This is a genomic window from Burkholderia sp. Bp8992 (genome assembly GCF_003853705.1).
Taxonomy (GTDB): domain Bacteria; phylum Pseudomonadota; class Gammaproteobacteria; order Burkholderiales; family Burkholderiaceae; genus Burkholderia.
Genome location: NZ_QTQI01000045.1, coordinates 15,044 through 33,935, shown reverse-complemented (window position 1 = coordinate 33,935; position 18,892 = coordinate 15,044). Strand labels below are relative to the sequence as shown.

At 61.2% G+C, this 18,892-nt stretch carries 22 protein-coding genes; all 22 read left to right on the top strand.

The features are described from left to right. Positions 1 to 18: 18 nt before the first annotated feature. The 22 genes from rpoC to rpsH all read left to right on the top strand — a co-directional run bounded on the left by rpoC (position 19) and on the right by rpsH (position 18,878). Positions 19 to 4,260 carry a DNA-directed RNA polymerase subunit beta' gene (rpoC, locus tag DIE03_RS36470; protein ID WP_124456903.1) on the top strand — a complete coding sequence of 1,414 codons (4,242 nt, stop codon included), beginning with the start codon at positions 19 to 21 and terminating at the stop codon, positions 4,258 to 4,260. Between the two features lie 267 nt (positions 4,261 to 4,527). After that, a complete protein-coding gene (gene recQ, locus DIE03_RS36465) occupies positions 4,528 to 6,375 on the top strand; it encodes a DNA helicase RecQ (protein ID WP_124456902.1) in 1,848 nt (615 codons plus the stop codon). Between the two features lie 227 nt (positions 6,376 to 6,602). Further along, on the top strand, positions 6,603 to 6,983 hold the full coding sequence (rpsL, locus tag DIE03_RS36455; protein WP_006400662.1) for a 30S ribosomal protein S12: 381 nt from the start codon (positions 6,603 to 6,605) through the stop codon (positions 6,981 to 6,983). A gap of 172 nt (positions 6,984 to 7,155) precedes the next feature. Continuing rightward, a complete protein-coding gene (gene rpsG / locus DIE03_RS36450) occupies positions 7,156 to 7,626 on the top strand; it encodes a 30S ribosomal protein S7 (RefSeq protein WP_006477195.1) in 471 nt (156 codons plus the stop codon). Between the two features lie 123 nt (positions 7,627 to 7,749). Next, positions 7,750 to 9,852, top strand: a complete 2,103-nt coding sequence (fusA, locus tag DIE03_RS36445; protein ID WP_124456900.1) for an elongation factor G — start codon at positions 7,750 to 7,752, stop codon at positions 9,850 to 9,852. 39 nt (positions 9,853 to 9,891) lie between these two features. Continuing rightward, positions 9,892 to 11,082, top strand: coding sequence for an elongation factor Tu (gene tuf, locus DIE03_RS36440; RefSeq protein WP_011350666.1), 1,191 nt, complete (start codon positions 9,892 to 9,894; stop codon positions 11,080 to 11,082). A gap of 287 nt (positions 11,083 to 11,369) precedes the next feature. After that, positions 11,370 to 11,681, top strand: coding sequence for a 30S ribosomal protein S10 (gene rpsJ, locus DIE03_RS36435; RefSeq protein WP_004199280.1), 312 nt, complete (start codon positions 11,370 to 11,372; stop codon positions 11,679 to 11,681). Positions 11,682 to 11,859: 178 nt separating this feature from the next. Beyond that, a complete protein-coding gene (rplC, locus tag DIE03_RS36430) occupies positions 11,860 to 12,510 on the top strand; it encodes a 50S ribosomal protein L3 (protein ID WP_006482922.1) in 651 nt (216 codons plus the stop codon). Next, positions 12,510 to 13,130 carry a 50S ribosomal protein L4 gene (rplD, locus tag DIE03_RS36425; RefSeq protein ID WP_011350675.1) on the top strand — a complete coding sequence of 207 codons (621 nt, stop codon included), beginning with the start codon at positions 12,510 to 12,512 and terminating at the stop codon, positions 13,128 to 13,130. Before rplC ends, rplD begins: the two co-directional genes overlap by 1 nt. Then, the gene (gene rplW / locus DIE03_RS36420; RefSeq protein ID WP_004199275.1) at positions 13,127 to 13,441 is read left to right on the top strand and encodes a 50S ribosomal protein L23; all 315 of its coding nucleotides are present in this window, start codon (positions 13,127 to 13,129) and stop codon (positions 13,439 to 13,441) included. The genes rplD and rplW overlap by 4 nt, the downstream gene beginning before the upstream one ends. Before the next feature lie 2 nt (positions 13,442 to 13,443). Then, positions 13,444 to 14,271, top strand: a complete 828-nt coding sequence (rplB, locus tag DIE03_RS36415) for a 50S ribosomal protein L2 (RefSeq protein WP_124456899.1) — start codon at positions 13,444 to 13,446, stop codon at positions 14,269 to 14,271. Between the two features lie 10 nt (positions 14,272 to 14,281). After that, entirely contained in the window at positions 14,282 to 14,557 is a 276-nt protein-coding gene (rpsS, locus tag DIE03_RS36410) for a 30S ribosomal protein S19 (protein WP_004199273.1), read from the top strand. 12 nt (positions 14,558 to 14,569) lie between these two features. After that, a complete protein-coding gene (rplV, locus tag DIE03_RS36405) occupies positions 14,570 to 14,899 on the top strand; it encodes a 50S ribosomal protein L22 (RefSeq protein ID WP_004199272.1) in 330 nt (109 codons plus the stop codon). An 11-nt stretch (positions 14,900 to 14,910) separates the two neighbouring features. Continuing rightward, positions 14,911 to 15,711, top strand: coding sequence for a 30S ribosomal protein S3 (gene rpsC, locus DIE03_RS36400; RefSeq protein ID WP_006482899.1), 801 nt, complete (start codon positions 14,911 to 14,913; stop codon positions 15,709 to 15,711). A gap of 2 nt (positions 15,712 to 15,713) precedes the next feature. Then, entirely contained in the window at positions 15,714 to 16,130 is a 417-nt protein-coding gene (rplP, locus tag DIE03_RS36395) for a 50S ribosomal protein L16 (RefSeq protein WP_006752927.1), read from the top strand. Between the two features lie 9 nt (positions 16,131 to 16,139). Further along, positions 16,140 to 16,334: a 50S ribosomal protein L29 gene (gene rpmC / locus DIE03_RS36390; protein ID WP_006400652.1), complete on the top strand. Its 195-nt coding sequence runs from the start codon at positions 16,140 to 16,142 to the stop codon at positions 16,332 to 16,334. Continuing rightward, on the top strand, positions 16,331 to 16,603 hold the full coding sequence (gene rpsQ, locus DIE03_RS36385) for a 30S ribosomal protein S17 (RefSeq protein ID WP_006752928.1): 273 nt from the start codon (positions 16,331 to 16,333) through the stop codon (positions 16,601 to 16,603). The genes rpmC and rpsQ overlap by 4 nt, the downstream gene beginning before the upstream one ends. 309 nt (positions 16,604 to 16,912) lie before the next feature. Next, the gene (gene rplN / locus DIE03_RS36380; protein ID WP_006752929.1) at positions 16,913 to 17,281 is read left to right on the top strand and encodes a 50S ribosomal protein L14; all 369 of its coding nucleotides are present in this window, start codon (positions 16,913 to 16,915) and stop codon (positions 17,279 to 17,281) included. 9 nt (positions 17,282 to 17,290) lie between these two features. Beyond that, entirely contained in the window at positions 17,291 to 17,599 is a 309-nt protein-coding gene (rplX, locus tag DIE03_RS36375) for a 50S ribosomal protein L24 (RefSeq protein ID WP_006477187.1), read from the top strand. Between the two features lie 16 nt (positions 17,600 to 17,615). Continuing rightward, positions 17,616 to 18,155 carry a 50S ribosomal protein L5 gene (gene rplE, locus DIE03_RS36370; RefSeq protein ID WP_006477186.1) on the top strand — a complete coding sequence of 180 codons (540 nt, stop codon included), beginning with the start codon at positions 17,616 to 17,618 and terminating at the stop codon, positions 18,153 to 18,155. 7 nt (positions 18,156 to 18,162) lie between these two features. Beyond that, complete coding sequence (rpsN, locus tag DIE03_RS36365) at positions 18,163 to 18,468, top strand: 30S ribosomal protein S14 (protein WP_006482884.1); 306 nt, start codon at positions 18,163 to 18,165, stop codon at positions 18,466 to 18,468. A 14-nt stretch (positions 18,469 to 18,482) separates the two neighbouring features. Beyond that, positions 18,483 to 18,878: a 30S ribosomal protein S8 gene (gene rpsH, locus DIE03_RS36360; RefSeq protein ID WP_006477185.1), complete on the top strand. Its 396-nt coding sequence runs from the start codon at positions 18,483 to 18,485 to the stop codon at positions 18,876 to 18,878. The last annotated feature ends 14 nt before the right edge of the window (positions 18,879 to 18,892 follow it).

Below are 18,892 nucleotides of genomic sequence, written 5' to 3'. Positions count from 1 at the left end.
GACTACGGAGAGAAAGCAATGAAAGCTCTGCTCGATCTATTCAAGCAAGTCCAACAGGAAGAAGTTTTCGACGCGATCAAGATCGGTCTGGCCTCGCCGGACAAGATCCGTTCGTGGTCGTTCGGCGAAGTCAAGAAGCCGGAGACCATCAACTACCGTACGTTCAAGCCGGAACGCGATGGTCTCTTCTGCGCGAAGATCTTCGGGCCGATCAAGGACTACGAGTGCCTGTGCGGCAAGTACAAGCGTCTGAAGCACCGCGGCGTGATCTGCGAGAAGTGCGGCGTCGAAGTGACGCTGGCGAAGGTGCGTCGCGAACGGATGGGCCACATCGAGCTGGCCTCGCCGGTCGCGCACATCTGGTTCCTGAAGTCGCTGCCGTCGCGTCTGGGCATGGTGCTCGACATGACGCTGCGCGACATCGAACGCGTGCTGTACTTCGAAGCCTACGTGGTGATCGAGCCGGGCATGACGCCGCTGAAGGCGCGGCAGATCATGACCGAAGAGGATTACTACAACAAGGTCGAGGAATACGGCGACGAATTCCGTGCCGAGATGGGCGCGGAAGGCGTGCGTGAACTGCTGCGCGCGATCAACATCGACGAGCAGGTCGAGACGCTGCGCACCGAGCTGAAGAACACCGGCTCGGAAGCGAAGATCAAGAAGTACGCGAAGCGCCTGAAGGTCCTCGAGGCATTCCAGCGTTCGGGCATCAAGCCCGAGTGGATGATTCTCGAAGTGCTGCCGGTGCTGCCGCCGGAACTGCGTCCGCTCGTGCCGCTGGATGGCGGCCGTTTCGCGACGTCGGACCTGAACGACCTGTATCGCCGCGTGATCAACCGTAACAATCGGTTGAAGCGTCTGCTCGAGCTGAAGGCACCTGAAATCATCGTCCGCAACGAAAAGCGGATGCTGCAGGAAGCCGTCGACTCGCTGCTCGACAACGGTCGTCGCGGCAAGGCGATGACGGGCGCGAACAAGCGTCCGCTGAAGTCGCTCGCCGACATGATCAAGGGCAAGGGCGGTCGTTTCCGTCAGAACCTGCTGGGCAAGCGCGTCGACTACTCGGGCCGTTCGGTCATCGTGGTCGGCCCGACGCTGAAGCTGCACCAGTGCGGCCTGCCGAAGCTGATGGCGCTCGAGCTGTTCAAGCCGTTCATCTTCAACAAGCTGGAAGTGATGGGCGTCGCGACGACCATCAAGGCTGCGAAGAAGGAAGTCGAGAACCAGACGCCGGTGGTGTGGGACATCCTCGAAGAGGTGATCCGCGAGCATCCGGTGATGCTGAACCGTGCGCCGACGCTGCACCGTCTCGGTATCCAGGCGTTCGAGCCGGTGCTGATCGAAGGCAAGGCGATTCAGCTGCACCCGCTCGTCTGCGCGGCGTTCAACGCCGACTTCGACGGTGACCAGATGGCCGTTCACGTGCCGCTGTCGCTCGAAGCGCAGATGGAAGCGCGTACGCTGATGCTGGCGTCGAACAACGTGCTGTTCCCGGCCAACGGCGATCCGTCGATCGTGCCGTCGCAGGATATCGTGCTGGGTCTGTACTACGCGACCCGCGAAGCCGTCAACGCGAAGGGCGAAGGCCTGTCGTTCACGGGCGTGTCGGAAGTGATCCGCGCGTACGAGAACAAGGAAGTCGAGCTGGCCTCGCGCGTCAACGTGCGGATCACCGAAATGGTCCGCAACGAAGACACGTCGGAAGGCGCGCCGGAATTCGTGCCGAAGATCTCGCTGTACGCGACGACCGTCGGCCGCGCGATCCTGTCGGAGATCCTGCCGCACGGCCTGCCGTTCTCGGTGCTGAACAAGCCGCTGAAGAAGAAGGAAATCTCGCGCCTGATCAACACGGCGTTCCGCAAGTGCGGTCTGCGCGCGACGGTGGTGTTCGCCGACCAGCTGATGCAGTCGGGTTTCCGTCTCGCGACGCGCGCCGGCATTTCGATCTGCGTGGACGACATGCTCGTGCCGCCGCAGAAGGAAACGATCGTCGGCGACGCCGCGAAGAAGGTGAAGGAGTACGACCGCCAGTACATGTCGGGTCTCGTCACCGCGCAGGAACGCTACAACAACGTGGTCGACATCTGGTCGGCAACGTCGGAAGCGGTCGGCAAGGCGATGATGGAGCAGCTGTCGACGGAGCCGGTGACGGACCGCGACGGCAAGGAAACGCGCCAGGAATCGTTCAACTCGATCTACATGATGGCCGACTCGGGCGCCCGGGGTTCGGCGGTTCAGATTCGTCAGCTGGCCGGTATGCGAGGCCTGATGGCGAAGCCGGACGGCTCGATTATCGAGACGCCGATTACCGCGAACTTCCGCGAAGGTCTGAACGTGTTGCAGTACTTCATCTCGACCCACGGTGCACGTAAGGGTCTGGCTGATACGGCACTGAAGACCGCGAACTCGGGTTACCTGACGCGTCGTCTCGTCGACGTCACGCAGGATCTGGTCGTGGTGGAAGACGATTGCGGCACGTCGAACGGCGTCGCGATGAAGGCGCTGGTCGAAGGCGGTGAAGTCGTCGAAGCGCTGCGCGACCGTATCCTCGGCCGCGTCGCGGTCGCGGACGTCGTGAACCCGGAAACGCAGGAAACGGTGTACGAATCGGGCATGCTGCTCGACGAAACGGCGGTCGAGGAAATCGAACGCCTCGGCATCGACGAAGTGCGCGTGCGCACGCCGCTGACCTGCGAAACGCGTTACGGCCTGTGCGCAGCCTGCTACGGCCGTGACCTCGGCCGCGGCTCGCTCGTGAACGTCGGCGAAGCAGTCGGCGTGATCGCGGCGCAGTCGATCGGTGAACCGGGCACGCAGCTGACGATGCGTACGTTCCACATCGGTGGTGCGGCATCGCGTGCGGCAGTGGCTTCGTCGGTCGAAGCGAAGAGCAACGGTATCGTGCGCTTCACGGCGACGATGCGCTACGTCACGAACGCGAAGGGCGAGCAGATCGTCATTTCCCGTTCGGGCGAAGCGATGATCACCGACGACTTCGGTCGCGAGCGCGAGCGTCACAAAGTGCCGTACGGCGCGACGCTGCTGCAGCTCGACGGCGCGACGATCAAGGCCGGCACGCAGCTCGCCACGTGGGATCCGCTGACGCGTCCGATCATCACCGAGTACGGTGGTACGGTGAAGTTCGAGAACGTCGAGGAAGGCGTGACCGTCGCGAAGCAGATCGACGACGTGACCGGCCTGTCGACGCTGGTCGTGATCGACGTGAAGCGTCGCGGTTCGCAGGCGTCGAAGAGCGTGCGTCCGCAGGTGAAGCTGCTCGACGCGAACGGCGAAGAAGTGAAGATTCCGGGCACCGAGCACGCAGTGCAGATCGGCTTCCAGGTTGGCGCACTGATCACCGTGAAGGATGGCCAGCAGGTGCAGGTCGGTGAAGTGCTCGCACGTATCCCGACCGAAGCGCAGAAGACGCGTGACATTACCGGCGGTCTGCCGCGGGTGGCGGAACTGTTCGAAGCGCGTTCGCCGAAGGATGCCGGCATTCTCGCGGAAGTCACCGGTACGACGTCGTTCGGCAAGGACACGAAGGGCAAGCAGCGTCTCGTCATCACGGATCTCGAGGGCAACCAGCACGAGTTCCTGATCGCGAAGGAAAAGCAGGTTCTGGTTCACGATGCACAGGTCGTCAACAAGGGCGAAATGATCGTGGACGGTCCGGCCGATCCGCACGACATCCTGCGTCTGCAGGGTATCGAGGCGCTGTCGCGCTACATCGTCGACGAAGTGCAGGACGTGTATCGTCTGCAGGGCGTGAAGATCAACGACAAGCACATCGAGGTGATCGTTCGCCAGATGCTGCGTCGTGTGCAGATCACCGACAACGGTGATACGCGCTTCATCCCGGGCGAACAGGTCGAGCGTTCCGACATGCTGGACGAGAACGATCGCATGATCGCCGAGGACAAGCGCCCGGCTTCGTACGACAACGTGCTGCTCGGTATCACGAAGGCGTCGCTGTCGACCGACTCGTTCATCTCCGCGGCATCGTTCCAGGAAACGACCCGCGTGCTGACCGAAGCGGCGATCATGGGCAAGCGCGACGATCTGCGTGGCCTGAAGGAAAACGTGATCGTCGGCCGCCTGATTCCGGCCGGTACGGGTCTCGCGTTCCACAAGGCACGCAAGGCGAAGGAATCGTCGGATCGCGAGCGTTTCGACCAGATCGCAGCGGAAGAGGCATTCGACTTCGGCACGCCGAGCGCGCCGGCAGAAGAGCCGCAACACCCGGCAGCCGAGTAAGTGCGGGCGGCGCGAGCCGCCTCACCTCGCTGTCGCCGAAACCGCCCGGTTCTGCCGGGCGGTTTTTTTTCATCCGTCGTTCACGTGCATGACGTGCCTGCGCAGTGCCGGCGCATGGCCCGCCATCGCTGGCCGCGCAGCCGGGGCAGGCCCGTCATGCACGCGAACGAACCCTGACCGAATGGCCAACGTCGCACGATTCGCCACGCGCCGAGCGAGCGGGTTGTTAAAATCGCGGTCATCGTTTAGCCGTCCTTGTTCTCATTCATGTCCCGCGCCCTCGAAATTCTCGACGAAGTCTTTGGTTATTCCGCCTTTCGCGGCCAGCAGGGCGAGATCGTCGAGCACGTCGCCGGCGGCGGCGATTGTCTCGTGCTGATGCCGACGGGCGGCGGCAAGTCGCTGTGCTACCAGATCCCCGCGCTGCTGCGCCGCGAGACCGGGCAGGGCGCCGGCATCGTCGTGTCGCCCCTGATCGCGCTGATGCAGGACCAGGTCGCCGCGCTGCGCGAAGTCGGCGTACGAGCGGCCTACCTGAATTCGACGCTGTCGGGCACCGAGGCCGCGGCCACCGAGCGCGCGCTGCGCGAAGGCGAAATCGACCTGCTGTACGTCGCGCCGGAGCGGTTGATGACGGGGCGCTTCCTCGACCTGCTCGAGCGCGCGAAGATCGGCCTGTTCGCGATCGACGAAGCGCACTGCGTGTCGCAATGGGGGCACGATTTCCGCCCGGAATACATCCAGCTGTCGGTGCTGCACGAGCGGTTCCCGTCGGTGCCGCGCATCGCGCTGACGGCCACGGCCGACGCGATCACGCGCGACGAGATCATCCATCGCCTCGCGCTCGACGATGCACGCGTGTTCGTGTCGAGCTTCGATCGCCCGAACATCCGCTACCGGATCGTCGAGAAGGACAACGCGCGCTCGCAGCTGCTCGATTTCATCCGCGCCGAACACACGAATGCAGACGGCACGACGGACGCCGGCGTCGTCTATTGCCTGTCGCGCCGCAAGGTCGAGGAAACGGCCGAGTGGCTGAAGGCGCAGGGCGTGCGCGCGCTGCCGTATCACGCGGGAATGGAGTTCGAGGTGCGGCAGAAGCACCAGGAAATGTTCCAGCGGGAAGAGGGCATCGTGATGTGCGCGACGATCGCGTTCGGCATGGGCATCGACAAACCCGACGTGCGCTTCGTTGCGCACCTGGACCTGCCGAAGAGCGTCGAAGGCTACTACCAGGAAACCGGCCGCGCGGGCCGCGACGGGATGCCCGCGAATGCGTGGATGGCATACGGCCTCGGCGACGTCGTCCAGCAGCGCAAGATGATCGACGAGTCTGATGCGGACGACGCACACAAGCGCGTGCAGACGTCGAAGCTCGATGCGCTGCTCGGGCTGTGCGAGACGATCTCGTGCCGCCGCGTGCGGCTGCTGAACTATTTCGGCGAAGAGAGCCGGCCCTGCGGCAACTGCGATACGTGCCTCGAGCCGCCCGCATCGTGGGATGCCACGCGCGAGGCGCAGATGGCGCTGTCGTGCGTGTTCCGCGCGCAGCGCGCGAGCGGCTTCAATTTCGGCTCGAGCCACCTGATCGAGATCCTGCGCGGCGGGCGCACCGAGAAAGTGTTGCAGCGCGGCCACGACCAGCTCACGACGTTCGGGATCGGCGCATCGCTGTCCGAGCCCGAATGGCGCGCGATTTTCCGGCAGCTCGTCGCGTACGGCTACCTGGCCGTCGATCATGGCGGCTTCGGCGCGCTCGTGCTGACCGAGGCAGCGAAGCCCGTCCTGAAGAACGAGGAGAAGGTCACGCTGCGCCGCTACGTGAAGCCGCAGCGCACGCGGCAGTCGTCGGGCCGCAGCGGCACGCGCGTCGACCCGACGGCCGGCATGGATGCGCGCGAGCGCGCGCGGTGGGATGCGCTGCGTGCGTGGCGCGCGGAAACCGCCAAGACCGACGGCGTGCCGGCCTACGTGATCTTCCACGACGCGACGCTCGCGGAAATCGCGCGCAACGCGCCGGAGTCGATCGACGACCTGCGCCACATTCCCGGCATGGGCGTACGCAAGCTCGAGCGCTTCGGCGACGAGATCATCGACGTCGTCGAATCGGCCTGACACAGGTGTTCCGACCCTTCCGGTAAACCACGCGGTCGACGGGAAAATCACGCAAGCCGTTGACTTAGTTGGTATTTCCGGAATATGATGCTGGGTTCCGGTATTCGGTGGGCCGTGTCGCGTTCGAAAGCTCGCACCCGATTCGCCGGTTCGGAAGTCAACTGTGCGCCGATTCTCGCTTTGCCCGAAATCGGTGTGCAGATTTTGTTCAATTTCAGGAATAAACAATGCCAACCATCAACCAACTGGTTCGCAAAGGCCGTCAGTCGGAAACGACGAAGAGCAAGAGCCCGGCCCTGCAGGACTGCCCCCAGCGTCGCGGCGTGTGCACCCGTGTGTACACGACGACGCCGAAGAAGCCGAACTCGGCACTCCGTAAGGTCGCCAAGGTTCGTCTGACGAACGGCTTCGAAGTGATTTCGTACATCGGCGGTGAAGGCCACAACCTGCAGGAACACTCGGTTGTGCTGATCCGCGGCGGCCGTGTGAAGGACTTGCCGGGTGTGCGTTACCACATGGTTCGCGGCTCGCTGGATACCCAGGGCGTCAAGGACCGTAAGCAAGCGCGCTCGAAGTACGGCGCGAAGCGTGCAAAGGCTGCCAAGTAAGCAGTTTTTGATCAGGGATCGCCGCAGGGCGGTCAAGGCGGGAGTGCCGGATTGCCGGTGCTGTCGAGTAAGTGGTCACCCGGCCAAGCTGGTTAGTCGTGAAGATGTGATCGGGTTTGTTGGTGGCCGCGGAGCTGGAACCAGCTCCAACTGAACAAGTAAAGGAAGAATCATGCCGCGTCGTCGCGAAGTCCCCAAGCGGGAAGTGTTGCCGGATCCGAAGTTCGGTAACGTTGATGTTGCCAAGTTCATGAACATGCTGATGCTGTCCGGCAAGAAGTCGGTCGCAGAGCGCATCGTTTATGGCGCATTCGAACAGATCCAGACCAAGGGTGGCAAGGACCCGCTGGAAGTGTTCACGGTTGCGCTCAACAACGTGAAGCCGGTGGTTGAAGTGAAGAGCCGTCGCGTTGGTGGTGCCAACTATCAAGTTCCGGTCGAAGTGCGCCCGTCGCGTCGTATGGCATTGGCGATGCGCTGGCTGCGTGAGGCTGCGAAGAAGCGTAGCGAGAAGTCGATGGCCCTGCGCCTGGCAGGTGAACTCTCCGAAGCGGCCGAAGGCCGTGGCGGCGCGATGAAGAAGCGCGACGAAGTTCACCGCATGGCAGAAGCCAACCGCGCGTTCTCGCATTTCCGTTTCTAAGCGCCTGGCTGGGCTGTTAGCGGAAATAAATTCCGGGCGGGTGCGCTTTTCAGGCGCCTCGCCCGTTTGTGTTGAAGCATGATGCAGCTGGGCTGCATCGTGTCATCCCAGTAGAGGATCAAAGTGGCTCGCAAGACTCCTATCGAGCGCTACCGCAATATCGGTATTAGCGCTCACATCGACGCCGGCAAAACGACGACGACCGAGCGCATTCTGTTTTACACCGGTGTGAACCACAAGATCGGTGAAGTCCACGACGGCGCAGCCACGATGGACTGGATGGAGCAGGAACAGGAGCGTGGCATCACGATCACGTCCGCTGCTACCACGGCCTTCTGGAAGGGCATGGGCGGCAACTATCCGGAACACCGCATCAACATCATCGACACCCCGGGCCACGTCGACTTCACGATTGAAGTCGAGCGCTCGATGCGCGTGCTCGACGGCGCGTGCATGGTGTACTGCGCAGTGGGCGGCGTGCAGCCGCAGTCGGAAACGGTGTGGCGCCAGGCGAACAAGTACAAGGTGCCGCGTCTCGCGTTCGTCAACAAGATGGACCGTACCGGCGCGAACTTCTTCAAGGTCTATGACCAGCTCCGTCTGCGCCTGAAGGCGAACCCGGTTCCGGTCGTGGTGCCGATCGGCGCGGAAGAAAACTTCAAGGGCGTCGTCGACCTGATCAAGATGAAGGCGATCGTGTGGGACGAAGCGTCGCAAGGCACGAAGTTCGACTACGTCGACATCCCGGCCGAGCTCGCGGAAACCTGCAAGGAATGGCGCGAAAAGATGGTCGAGGCGGCTGCTGAAGCCAACGAAGACCTGATGAACAAGTACCTGGAAGAAGGCGATCTGCCGGAAGCCGACATCGTCAAGGCGCTGCGTGATCGTACGATCGCGTGCGAAATCCAGCCGATGCTGTGCGGTACCGCGTTCAAGAACAAGGGCGTGCAGCGTATGCTCGACGCCGTGATCGACTTCCTGCCGTCGCCGGTCGACATCCCGCCGGTCAAGGGCGAACTCGAAAACGGCGAGTCGGCAGAGCGCCGCGCGTCGGACGACGAGAAGTTCTCGGCACTCGCGTTCAAGATCATGACCGACCCGTTCGTCGGCCAGCTGATCTTCTTCCGCGTGTACTCGGGCGTCGTGAATTCGGGCGACACGCTGCTGAACTCGACGAAGGACAAGAAGGAACGCCTGGGTCGTATTCTGCAGATGCACGCGAACCAGCGCGAAGAAATCAAGGAAGTTCGCGCAGGCGACATCGCTGCTGCGGTCGGCCTGAAGGAAGCGACCACGGGCGACACGCTGTGCGACCCGGCGAACCCGATCATCCTCGAGCGCATGGTGTTCCCGGAGCCGGTGATTTCGCAGGCAGTCGAGCCGAAGACCAAGGCTGACCAGGAAAAGATGGGCCTCGCACTGAACCGTCTGGCTCAGGAAGATCCGTCGTTCCGCGTGCAGACCGACGAAGAGTCGGGCCAGACCATCATTTCGGGCATGGGCGAGCTCCACCTCGAAATTCTGGTCGACCGGATGAAGCGTGAATTCGGCGTGGAAGCAACCGTCGGCAAGCCGCAGGTTGCGTACCGCGAAACGATCCGTTCGACGGCGAAGGATGTCGACGGCAAGTTCGTCAAGCAGTCGGGCGGTCGCGGCCAGTACGGTCACGCGGTCATCACGCTCGAGCCGAACGAACAAGGCAAGGGCTACGAGTTCTTCGACGAGATCAAGGGTGGTGTGATTCCGCGTGAATACATCCCGGCGGTCGACAAGGGTATCCAGGACACGCTGAAGTCGGGCGTGCTGGCTGGCTTCCCGGTCGTCGACGTGAAGGTTCACCTGACGTTCGGTTCGTACCACGACGTTGACTCGAACGAAAACGCGTTCCGCATGGCCGGTTCGATGGCGTTCAAGGAAGCGATGCGCAAGGCGAACCCGGTCGTCCTCGAGCCGATGATGGCTGTCGAAGTCGAGACGCCGGAAGACTACATGGGCAACGTGATGGGCGACCTGTCGGGCCGTCGCGGTATCGTCCAGGGCATGGAAGACATGGTCGGCGGCGGCAAGATCGTTCGCGCCGAAGTGCCGCTGTCGGAAATGTTCGGTTACTCGACGTCGCTGCGTTCGCTGACGCAAGGTCGTGCAACGTACACGATGGAGTTCAAGCATTACGCTGAAGCTCCGCGCAACGTTGCTGACGCGATCATCAGCGCGAAGTCGAAGTAATTCGTTATCTCAATCGATAATTTTTGAAAGAAGAGAATCATGGCAAAAGGTAAATTCGAGCGGACCAAGCCGCACGTGAACGTTGGTACGATTGGTCACGTTGACCACGGCAAGACGACGCTGACGGCAGCGATCACGACGGTTCTGACGAAGAAGTTCGGCGGCGAAGCGAAGGCATACGACCAGATCGACGCGGCACCGGAAGAAAAGGCGCGCGGCATCACGATCAACACGGCACACGTCGAGTACGAAACGGCCAACCGCCACTACGCACACGTCGACTGCCCGGGCCACGCTGACTATGTGAAGAACATGATCACGGGCGCAGCGCAGATGGACGGCGCGATCCTGGTTTGCTCGGCAGCTGACGGCCCGATGCCGCAGACGCGTGAGCACATCCTGCTGGCACGCCAGGTTGGCGTTCCGTACATCATCGTGTTCCTGAACAAGTGCGACATGGTGGACGACGCAGAACTGCTCGAGCTGGTCGAGATGGAAGTTCGCGAACTCCTGTCGAAGTACGACTTCCCGGGCGACGACACGCCGATCGTGAAGGGTTCGGCAAAGCTGGCGCTGGAAGGCGACACGGGCGAGCTGGGCGAAGTGGCGATCATGAGCCTGGCCGATGCGCTGGACACGTACATCCCGACGCCGGAGCGTGCGGTTGACGGCGCGTTCCTGATGCCGGTGGAAGACGTGTTCTCGATCTCGGGCCGTGGTACGGTGGTGACGGGTCGTGTCGAGCGCGGCATCGTGAAGGTCGGCGAGGAAATCGAAATCGTCGGTATCAAGCCGACGGTGAAGACGACCTGCACGGGCGTTGAAATGTTCCGCAAGCTGCTGGACCAAGGTCAGGCAGGCGACAACGTTGGTATCCTGCTGCGCGGCACGAAGCGTGAAGACGTGGAGCGTGGCCAGGTTCTGGCGAAGCCGGGTTCGATCACGCCGCACACGCACTTCACGGCTGAAGTGTACGTGCTGAGCAAGGACGAAGGCGGCCGTCACACGCCGTTCTTCAACAACTACCGTCCGCAGTTCTACTTCCGTACGACGGACGTGACGGGCTCGATCGAGCTGCCGAAGGACAAGGAAATGGTGATGCCGGGCGACAACGTGTCGATCACGGTGAAGCTGATCGCTCCGATCGCGATGGAAGAAGGTCTGCGCTTCGCAATCCGCGAAGGCGGCCGTACCGTCGGCGCCGGCGTCGTCGCCAAGATCATCGAGTAACATCGACGATCCGCGGATCCCGGCGGGGTCCGCGATTCCCGCGGTATGCAGTTGTACCGTCGAAACCGGGTGTCCAGCTTGCGCTGGCACCCGGTTTTGTTTTTCCGGCGGCGCGTTGCGCGGGCCGAGAAATGCACGCCACGGTTTCGAAATTTCGTGTAGAATCGCGGGCTTAGCAGTGGAAGTACCGTCAGGAACGTGATGTCTCGCTCCCCGCAGGCGTCATGTTTCACGTTCTTTTAGTGTCCGGCGATGCAACATCGCCTCGCTCTTTTCAAGGAATCGTCATGCAGCAACAGAAAATCCGCATTCGCCTGAAGGCATTCGACTATCGTCTGATCGATCAATCGGCTGCCGAGATCGTCGATACCGCGAAGCGGACTGGCGCAATCGTCCGTGGCCCGGTGCCGCTGCCGACGCGCATTCAGCGTTTTGACATCCTGCGTTCGCCGCACGTCAACAAGACGTCGCGCGATCAGCTCGAAATCCGCACCCACCAGCGCCTGATGGACATCGTCGACCCGACGGACAAGACCGTTGACGCGCTGATGAAGCTCGACCTGCCGGCTGGCGTCGACGTGGAAATCAAGCTGCAGTAAGGCTTCCAGCGCCGGTCGGCTCGCCGGGCGGTGCTAAGTCTTTGTATTGCTTGCGGAAATCGGGAAGTCGGGCTATACTGCTTGGCTTTTCGCGTATTCGCGTAAAAAAGTTGGGCCTTGCGTGCCCGGCATTTTGTAAATCAGCCCCGACCAATCGCAGTCGGGAATGGAGAAAATGATGAGCCTTGGACTCGTAGGTCGCAAGGTTGGCATGACCCGTATCTTCACGGCTGAAGGGGATTCGATTCCCGTCACCGTGCTGGACGTGTCGGACAACCGCGTGACGCAGATCAAGACTGTTGAAACCGACGGCTACACGGCCGTGCAGGTTGCATTCGGCTCCCGTCGTGCATCGCGCGTGACGAAGCCGCTGGCAGGTCATCTCGCCAAAGCCGGTGTCGAAGCCGGTGAAATCCTCAAGGAATTCCGCATTGACGCGGCCAAGGCAGCTGAGCTGTCGAATGGCGCCGTGGTCGGTGCTGATCTTTTCGAAGTGGGCCAGAAGGTCGACGTGCAAGGCGTGTCGATCGGTAAGGGCTACGCCGGTACGATCAAGCGTTACAACTTCTCCTCCGGCCGTGCCACGCACGGTAACTCGCGCTCGCACAACGTGCCGGGCTCGATCGGTATGGCGCAGGATCCGGGTCGTGTTTTCCCGGGTAAACGCATGACGGGTCACATGGGTGACGTGACGGTGACGGTGCAGAACCTCGAAATCGCTCGTATCGACGCAGAGCGCAAGCTGCTGCTCGTGAAGGGTGCGATTCCGGGCGCGAAGGGCGGCAAGGTCTTCGTGACGCCGGCCGTCAAGACCAAGGGGGCGAAATAATGGAACTCAAGCTCCTGAACGAAAATGGTCAGGAAGGTGCAGTGGTCAACGCATCGGACGTCGTGTTCGGTCGTGACTACAACGAAGCGCTGATCCACCAGGTCGTCGTCGCTTACCAGGCGAATGCTCGCCAGGGTAACCGCGCGCAGAAGGACCGTGAGCAAGTCAAGCACACGACGAAGAAGCCGTGGCGCCAGAAGGGTACGGGCCGCGCTCGTGCCGGTATGTCGTCGAGCCCGTTGTGGCGTGGCGGTGGTCGTATCTTCCCGAATTCGCCGGAAGAAAACTTCTCGCACAAGGTCAACAAGAAGATGCATCGCGCAGGTCTCTGCTCGATCTTCTCGCAGCTGGCCCGTGAAGGCCGTCTGTCGGTCGTCGAGGACATCATCCTCGAAGCGCCGAAGACCAAGCTGCTGGCCGAAAAATTCAAGACCATGGGTCTCGACTCCGTCCTGATCATTACGGATACGGTCGACGAGAACCTGTACCTGGCTTCGCGCAACCTGCCGCACGTGGCGATTGTCGAGCCGCGCTACGCTGACCCGCTGTCGCTGATCTACTTCAAGAAAGTGCTGGTCACGAAGGCTGCGGTCGCCCAGATCGAGGAGTTGCTGTCATGAGCGAGATTCGCAAGAACGATCATCGTTTGATGCAGGTCCTGCTCGCACCGGTGATCTCGGAAAAGGCGACGCTGGTTGCCGACAAGAACGAGCAAGTCGTGTTCGAAGTCGCTCCGGATGCCACGAAGCAGGAAGTGAAGGCGGCTGTCGAGCTGCTGTTCAAGGTTGAAGTTGATTCCGTCAACGTGCTGGTTCAGAAGGGCAAGCAAAAGCGCTTTGGCCGTTCGATGGGCCGCCGCAAGGACGTGAAGAAGGCATACGTCTGCCTGAAGCCCGGCCAGGAAATCAACTTTGAAGCGGAGGCCAAGTAATCATGGCAATCGTTAAAGTTAAGCCGACATCGCCGGGTCGCCGCGCGATGGTCAAGGTGGTCAACAAGAACCTGCACCAGGGCAAGCCGTTCGCGGCACTGCTCGACACGCAGAGCTCGACCGCCGGCCGTAACAACAACGGTCGTATCACCACGCGTCACAAGGGTGGTGGTCACAAGCAGCACTACCGTATCGTCGATTTCCGTCGCACGAAGGATGGCATCCCGGCAAAGGTCGAGCGTCTCGAGTACGACCCGAACCGCAGCGCGAACATCGCGCTGGTGCTCTACGCAGACGGCGAGCGTCGCTACATCATCGCCCCGAAGGGTCTGACGGTCGGCCAGCAGCTGATGTCGGGTTCGGAAGCGCCGATCCGTGCAGGCAACACGCTGCCGATCCGCAACATTCCGGTCGGTACGACGATCCACTGCATCGAGATGCTGCCGGGCAAGGGCGCGCAAATGGCGCGTTCGGCTGGCACGTCGGCCATGCTGCTGGCACGTGAAGGCGTCTACGCGCAGGTTCGTCTGCGTTCGGGCGAAATCCGCCGCGTGCACATCGAGTGCCGTGCAACGATCGGTGAAGTCGGTAACGAAGAGCATAGCCTGCGCCAGATCGGCAAGGCTGGCGCGAACCGCTGGCGCGGTATCCGCCCGACGGTGCGTGGCGTTGCGATGAACCCGGTTGATCACCCGCACGGTGGTGGTGAGGGCAAGACGGCTGCAGGTCGCGATCCGGTGAGCCCGTGGGGTACGCCGGCTAAGGGTTACCGCACCCGCAGCAACAAGCGCACGACGACGATGATCGTCCAGCGCCGTCACAAGCGTTAAGGAGTAGGCAATGGCACGTTCTGTTAAAAAAGGTCCGTTCTGCGACGCCCATTTGCTGAAGAAAGTTGAGGCGGCTGCAGCTTCGCGCGACAAAAAGCCGATCAAGACCTGGTCGCGTCGCTCGACGATTCTGCCGGATTTCATCGGCCTGACGATCGCTGTTCACAACGGCCGTCAACACGTTCCGGTGTACATCTCGGAAAACATGGTCGGCCACAAGCTTGGCGAGTTCGCACTGACCCGTACGTTCAAGGGTCACGCAGCCGACAAGAAGGCCAAGAAATAAGGGGCAATCAAGATGGAAGTGAAAGCAATTCATCGCGGTGCCCGCATCTCGGCGCAGAAAACGCGCCTTGTGGCTGACCAGATCCGCGGTTTGCCGGTCGACAAGGCGCTGAACGTTCTGACGTTCTCGCCGAAGAAGGCGGCTGGCATCGTGAAGAAGGTTGTGCTGTCGGCAATCGCGAATGCGGAGCACAACGAAGGCGCTGATATCGACGAGCTCAAGATCAAGAGCATCTACGTCGACAAGGCTGCATCGCTCAAGCGTTTCACCGCGCGCGCCAAGGGCCGCGGTAACCGCATCGAGAAGCAATCCTGTCACATCACTGTGACGGTCGGGAATTAAGGAGCCATACGATGGGACAGAAAATTCATCCGACTGGCTTCCGCCTGGCTGTCAGCCGCAATTGGGCTTCGCGTTGGTACGCGAACAACAACAATTTCGCGGCGATGCTGCAGGAAGACATCGGTGTTCGTGAATACCTGAAGAAGAAGCTGAAGAACGCTTCGGTCGGTCGGGTCGTCATCGAGCGTCCGGCGAAGAACGCGCGCATCACGATTTACAGCTCGCGTCCGGGTGTGGTCATCGGCAAGAAGGGCGAGGATATCGAGCAGCTGAAGACGGAACTGCAACGCCGCATGGGCGTTCCGGTTCACGTCAACATCGAAGAAATCCGCAAGCCGGAAACCGATGCTCAGCTGATCGCTGACTCGATCACGCAACAGCTCGAGCGCCGGATCATGTTCCGTCGCGCGATGAAGCGTGCGATGCAGAACGCGATGCGTCTGGGTGCTCAAGGCATCAAGATCATGAGCGCGGGCCGTCTGAACGGTATCGAAATCGCTCGTACGGAGTGGTATCGCGAAGGTCGCGTGCCGCTTCACACGCTGCGTGCTGATATCGACTACGCGACTTCGGAAGCGAAGACGACTTACGGGATCATCGGCGTCAAGGTGTGGGTCTACAAGGGCGATACGCTCGGCCGCAACGACGCACCGGTGGTGGAAGAAGTAGCCGAAGACAAGCGTCCGCGTCGCAATGCGCGTCCGGGCGACCGTCGTCCGCGCCGTGATGGCGAAGGCGGCGCTCCGGGTGCTCGCCGTGGCGCACCGCGCCGTGGCGCCGGCAAGCCCGAAGACGGCAAGACTGGAGAATAACGATGCTGCAACCGAAACGCAGAAAGTATCGTAAAGAGCAGAAGGGTCGTAACACCGGCAAGGCGACGCGCGGCAACGCAGTGTCGTTCGGTGACTTCGGCCTGAAGGCTATCGGTCGCGGTCGTCTGACCGCCCGCCAGATTGAAGCGGCACGTCGTGCAATGACGCGTCACATCAAGCGTGGCGGCCGCATCTGGATCCGGATCTTCCCGGACAAGCCGATTTCGCAGAAGCCGGCCGAAGTGCGTATGGGTAACGGTAAGGGTAACCCGGAGTACTACGTCGCCGAGATTCAGCCGGGCAAGATGCTCTATGAAATGGACGGCGTAACCGAAGAACTGGCACGCGAAGCGTTCCGTCTGGCTGCAGCCAAGCTGCCGCTGAAGACGGCATTCATCGTGCGCCAGCTCGGCGCCTAAGGAGAAAACATGAAGGCTTCCGAACTTCTCCAGAAAGACCAGGCCGCGCTCAACAAGGAGCTGGCGGACCTGCTGAAGGCGCAATTCGGCCTGCGCATGCAACTCGCGACCCAGCAGCTCACGAACACGAGCCAGCTGAAGAAGGTTCGTCGCGACATCGCACGTGTGCGGACCGTCATGACTCAGAAGGCGAACCAGAAATGAACGATAGCGTGAAAACCTCGCTGAAGCGGACGCTGGTCGGTCGGGTCGTCAGCAACAAGATGGACAAGACCGTCACCGTGCTGATCGAGCACCGCGTCAAGCACCCGATCTACGGCAAGTATGTCGTGCGCTCGAAGAAGTACCACGCGCATGATGAAGCGAACACCTGCAACGAAGGCGATCTCGTCGAAATCCAGGAAACTCGTCCTGTTTCGAAGACGAAGGCCTGGACGGTGTCGCGCCTCGTCGAAGCAGCTCGCGTCATCTAAGCGGGCAGCGCAGTAGGCAGTAACAGGCACTTCTCCTCGAAGTGCTTGAAATCGCAAAGTTTTTGCTTGCGTGACCAGGATTATTTGTTATAATCCTGGTCTTCCCTCTTTATGGGAGCCCCGTCGCGGGCGAAGTTGGTGGGGGAAGCGGACTGGCGCCTGCCTGTCCGAAAGATTCACCGAATTGCGATGGCGGGTTTCGTTTGCCGTCGCTGCTGTTCCAACCCAAGCAGCCGATTGGCTGACGGGACCAAGACTGACCGAATGCATCATGGTGGTGCATCCGGATTAAGTTGGGAAAGACAAACCATGATCCAGACCGAATCTCGGCTCGAAGTAGCCGACAACACGGGTGCACGTGAAGTCATGTGCATCAAGGTGCTCGGCGGCTCGAAGCGTCGTTATGCCGGCATTGGCGACATCATCAAGGTGACCGTCAAAGAGGCGACGCCGCGCGGGCGCGTGAAGAAAGGCGAAATTTACAACGCCGTGGTGGTCCGCACCGCCAAGGGCGTGCGCCGTCAAGACGGCTCGCTGATCAAGTTCGACGGCAACGCCGCTGTGCTTTTGAATAACAAGCTCGAGCCGATCGGCACCCGTATCTTCGGGCCGGTGACGCGTGAGCTGCGTAGCGAACGATTCATGAAGATCGTTTCGCTGGCGCCGGAAGTGCTGTAAGGAGTCGCGATGAACAAGATTCGCAAAGGTGACGAAGTTATCGTCGTTACTGGCAAGGACAAGGGCAAGCGCGGCGTCGTGCTGGCTGTCGGTGCTGAGCATGTGACGGTTGAAGGTATCAACCTCGTCAAGAAGCATGTGAAGCCGAACCCGATGAAGGGTACGACGGGCGGCGTGGAAGCGAAGACGATGCCCCTGCATATTTCGAACGTCGCACTGGTCGACGCGAATGGCAAGGCGTCGCGTGTTGGCATCAAGGTCGAGGAAGGCAAGAAGGTTCGCTTCCTGAAGACGACCGGTGCCGTACTGAGCGCCTGACGCAGCGGAGTAAAAAATGGCTCGTTTTCAAGAGTTTTACAAAGAAAAGGTTGTGCCCGGCCTGATCGAGAAGTTCGGTTACAAGTCGGTCATGGAAGTGCCGCGCATCACCAAGATCACGCTGAACATGGGTCTTGGCGAAGCGATCGCTGACAAGAAGATCATCGAGAACGCCGTTGGCGACCTCACGAAGATCGCCGGCCAGAAGCCGGTCGTCACGAAGGCTCGCAAGGCAATCGCAGGCTTCAAGATCCGCCAGGGTTACCCGATCGGCGCGATGGTGACGCTGCGTGGCCAGGCGATGTACGAATTCCTCGACCGTTTCGTGACGGTTGCCCTGCCCCGCGTGCGAGATTTCCGCGGTGTGTCGGGTCGTGCTTTCGATGGCCGTGGCAACTACAACATCGGTGTGAAAGAGCAGATCATTTTCCCCGAAATCGACTACGACAAGATCGACGCACTGCGTGGGCTGAACATCAGCATCACGACGACTGCGAAGACCGACGACGAAGCAAAGGCTCTGCTCGCCAGCTTCAAGTTCCCGTTCAGAAACTGAGGTTACCGTGGCTAAACTGGCACTGATCGAACGTGAAAAGAAGCGCGCCCGCCTGGTCGCGAAGTTCGCAGCAAAGCGCGAAGCGCTGAAGGCGATCGTCGAAGACCAAAGCAAGTCGGAAGAAGAGCGCTACGAAGCACGCCTTGAGCTGCAGCAACTGCCCCGCAACGCAAACCCGACCCGCCAGCGTAACCGCTGCGCGATCACGGGCCGTCCGCGTGGCACGTTCCGTAAATTCGGCCTCGCGCGTAACAAGATTCGTGAAATCGCATTCCGTGGCGAGATTCCTGGCCTGACCAAGGCGAGCTGGTAATAGGAGAAACGTAAATGAGCATGAGTGATCCTATCGCCGATATGCTGACTCGCATCCGCAACGCGCAGATGGTCGAGAAGGTATCGGTTGCGATGCCCTCGTCGAAGGTCAAGGTTGCAATCGCGCAAGTCCTCAAGGACGAAGGTTATATCGACGATTTCGCCGTGAAGGCGGAAGGTGCGAAGTCCGAACTGAATATCGCGCTGAAGTACTACGCAGGTCGCCCGGTCATCGAACGCCTCGAGCGCGTGTCGAAGCCTGGTCTGCGCGTGTACCGCGGCCGTAACGACATTCCGCAGGTCATGAACGGCCTCGGCGTGGCTATCGTGTCGACGCCGAAGGGCGTGATGACCGACCGCAAGGCGCGCGCTACCGGCGTCGGCGGCGAAGTCATCTGCTACGTCGCTTAAAGCCGAGGAGAGAG

Excerpts from the sequence above, each read along its gene's own strand:
- rpoC (WP_124456903.1), top strand. The coding sequence starts at position 19 with ATGAAAGCTCTGCTCGATCTATTCAAGCAAGTCCAACAGGAAGAAGTT.
- recQ (WP_124456902.1), top strand. The coding sequence starts at position 4,528 with ATGTCCCGCGCCCTCGAAATTCTCGACGAAGTCTTTGGTTATTCCGCC.
- rpsL (WP_006400662.1), top strand. The coding sequence starts at position 6,603 with ATGCCAACCATCAACCAACTGGTTCGCAAAGGCCGTCAGTCGGAAACG.
- rpsG (WP_006477195.1), top strand. The coding sequence starts at position 7,156 with ATGCCGCGTCGTCGCGAAGTCCCCAAGCGGGAAGTGTTGCCGGATCCG.
- tuf (WP_011350666.1), top strand. The coding sequence starts at position 9,892 with ATGGCAAAAGGTAAATTCGAGCGGACCAAGCCGCACGTGAACGTTGGT.
- rpsJ (WP_004199280.1), top strand. The coding sequence starts at position 11,370 with ATGCAGCAACAGAAAATCCGCATTCGCCTGAAGGCATTCGACTATCGT.
- rplC (WP_006482922.1), top strand. The coding sequence starts at position 11,860 with ATGAGCCTTGGACTCGTAGGTCGCAAGGTTGGCATGACCCGTATCTTC.
- rplD (WP_011350675.1), top strand. The coding sequence starts at position 12,510 with ATGGAACTCAAGCTCCTGAACGAAAATGGTCAGGAAGGTGCAGTGGTC.
- rplW (WP_004199275.1), top strand. The coding sequence starts at position 13,127 with ATGAGCGAGATTCGCAAGAACGATCATCGTTTGATGCAGGTCCTGCTC.
- rplB (WP_124456899.1), top strand. The coding sequence starts at position 13,444 with ATGGCAATCGTTAAAGTTAAGCCGACATCGCCGGGTCGCCGCGCGATG.
- rpsS (WP_004199273.1), top strand. The coding sequence starts at position 14,282 with ATGGCACGTTCTGTTAAAAAAGGTCCGTTCTGCGACGCCCATTTGCTG.
- rplV (WP_004199272.1), top strand. The coding sequence starts at position 14,570 with ATGGAAGTGAAAGCAATTCATCGCGGTGCCCGCATCTCGGCGCAGAAA.
- rpsC (WP_006482899.1), top strand. The coding sequence starts at position 14,911 with ATGGGACAGAAAATTCATCCGACTGGCTTCCGCCTGGCTGTCAGCCGC.
- rplP (WP_006752927.1), top strand. The coding sequence starts at position 15,714 with ATGCTGCAACCGAAACGCAGAAAGTATCGTAAAGAGCAGAAGGGTCGT.
- rpmC (WP_006400652.1), top strand. The coding sequence starts at position 16,140 with ATGAAGGCTTCCGAACTTCTCCAGAAAGACCAGGCCGCGCTCAACAAG.
- rpsQ (WP_006752928.1), top strand. The coding sequence starts at position 16,331 with ATGAACGATAGCGTGAAAACCTCGCTGAAGCGGACGCTGGTCGGTCGG.
- rplN (WP_006752929.1), top strand. The coding sequence starts at position 16,913 with ATGATCCAGACCGAATCTCGGCTCGAAGTAGCCGACAACACGGGTGCA.
- rplX (WP_006477187.1), top strand. The coding sequence starts at position 17,291 with ATGAACAAGATTCGCAAAGGTGACGAAGTTATCGTCGTTACTGGCAAG.
- rplE (WP_006477186.1), top strand. The coding sequence starts at position 17,616 with ATGGCTCGTTTTCAAGAGTTTTACAAAGAAAAGGTTGTGCCCGGCCTG.
- rpsH (WP_006477185.1), top strand. The coding sequence starts at position 18,483 with ATGAGCATGAGTGATCCTATCGCCGATATGCTGACTCGCATCCGCAAC.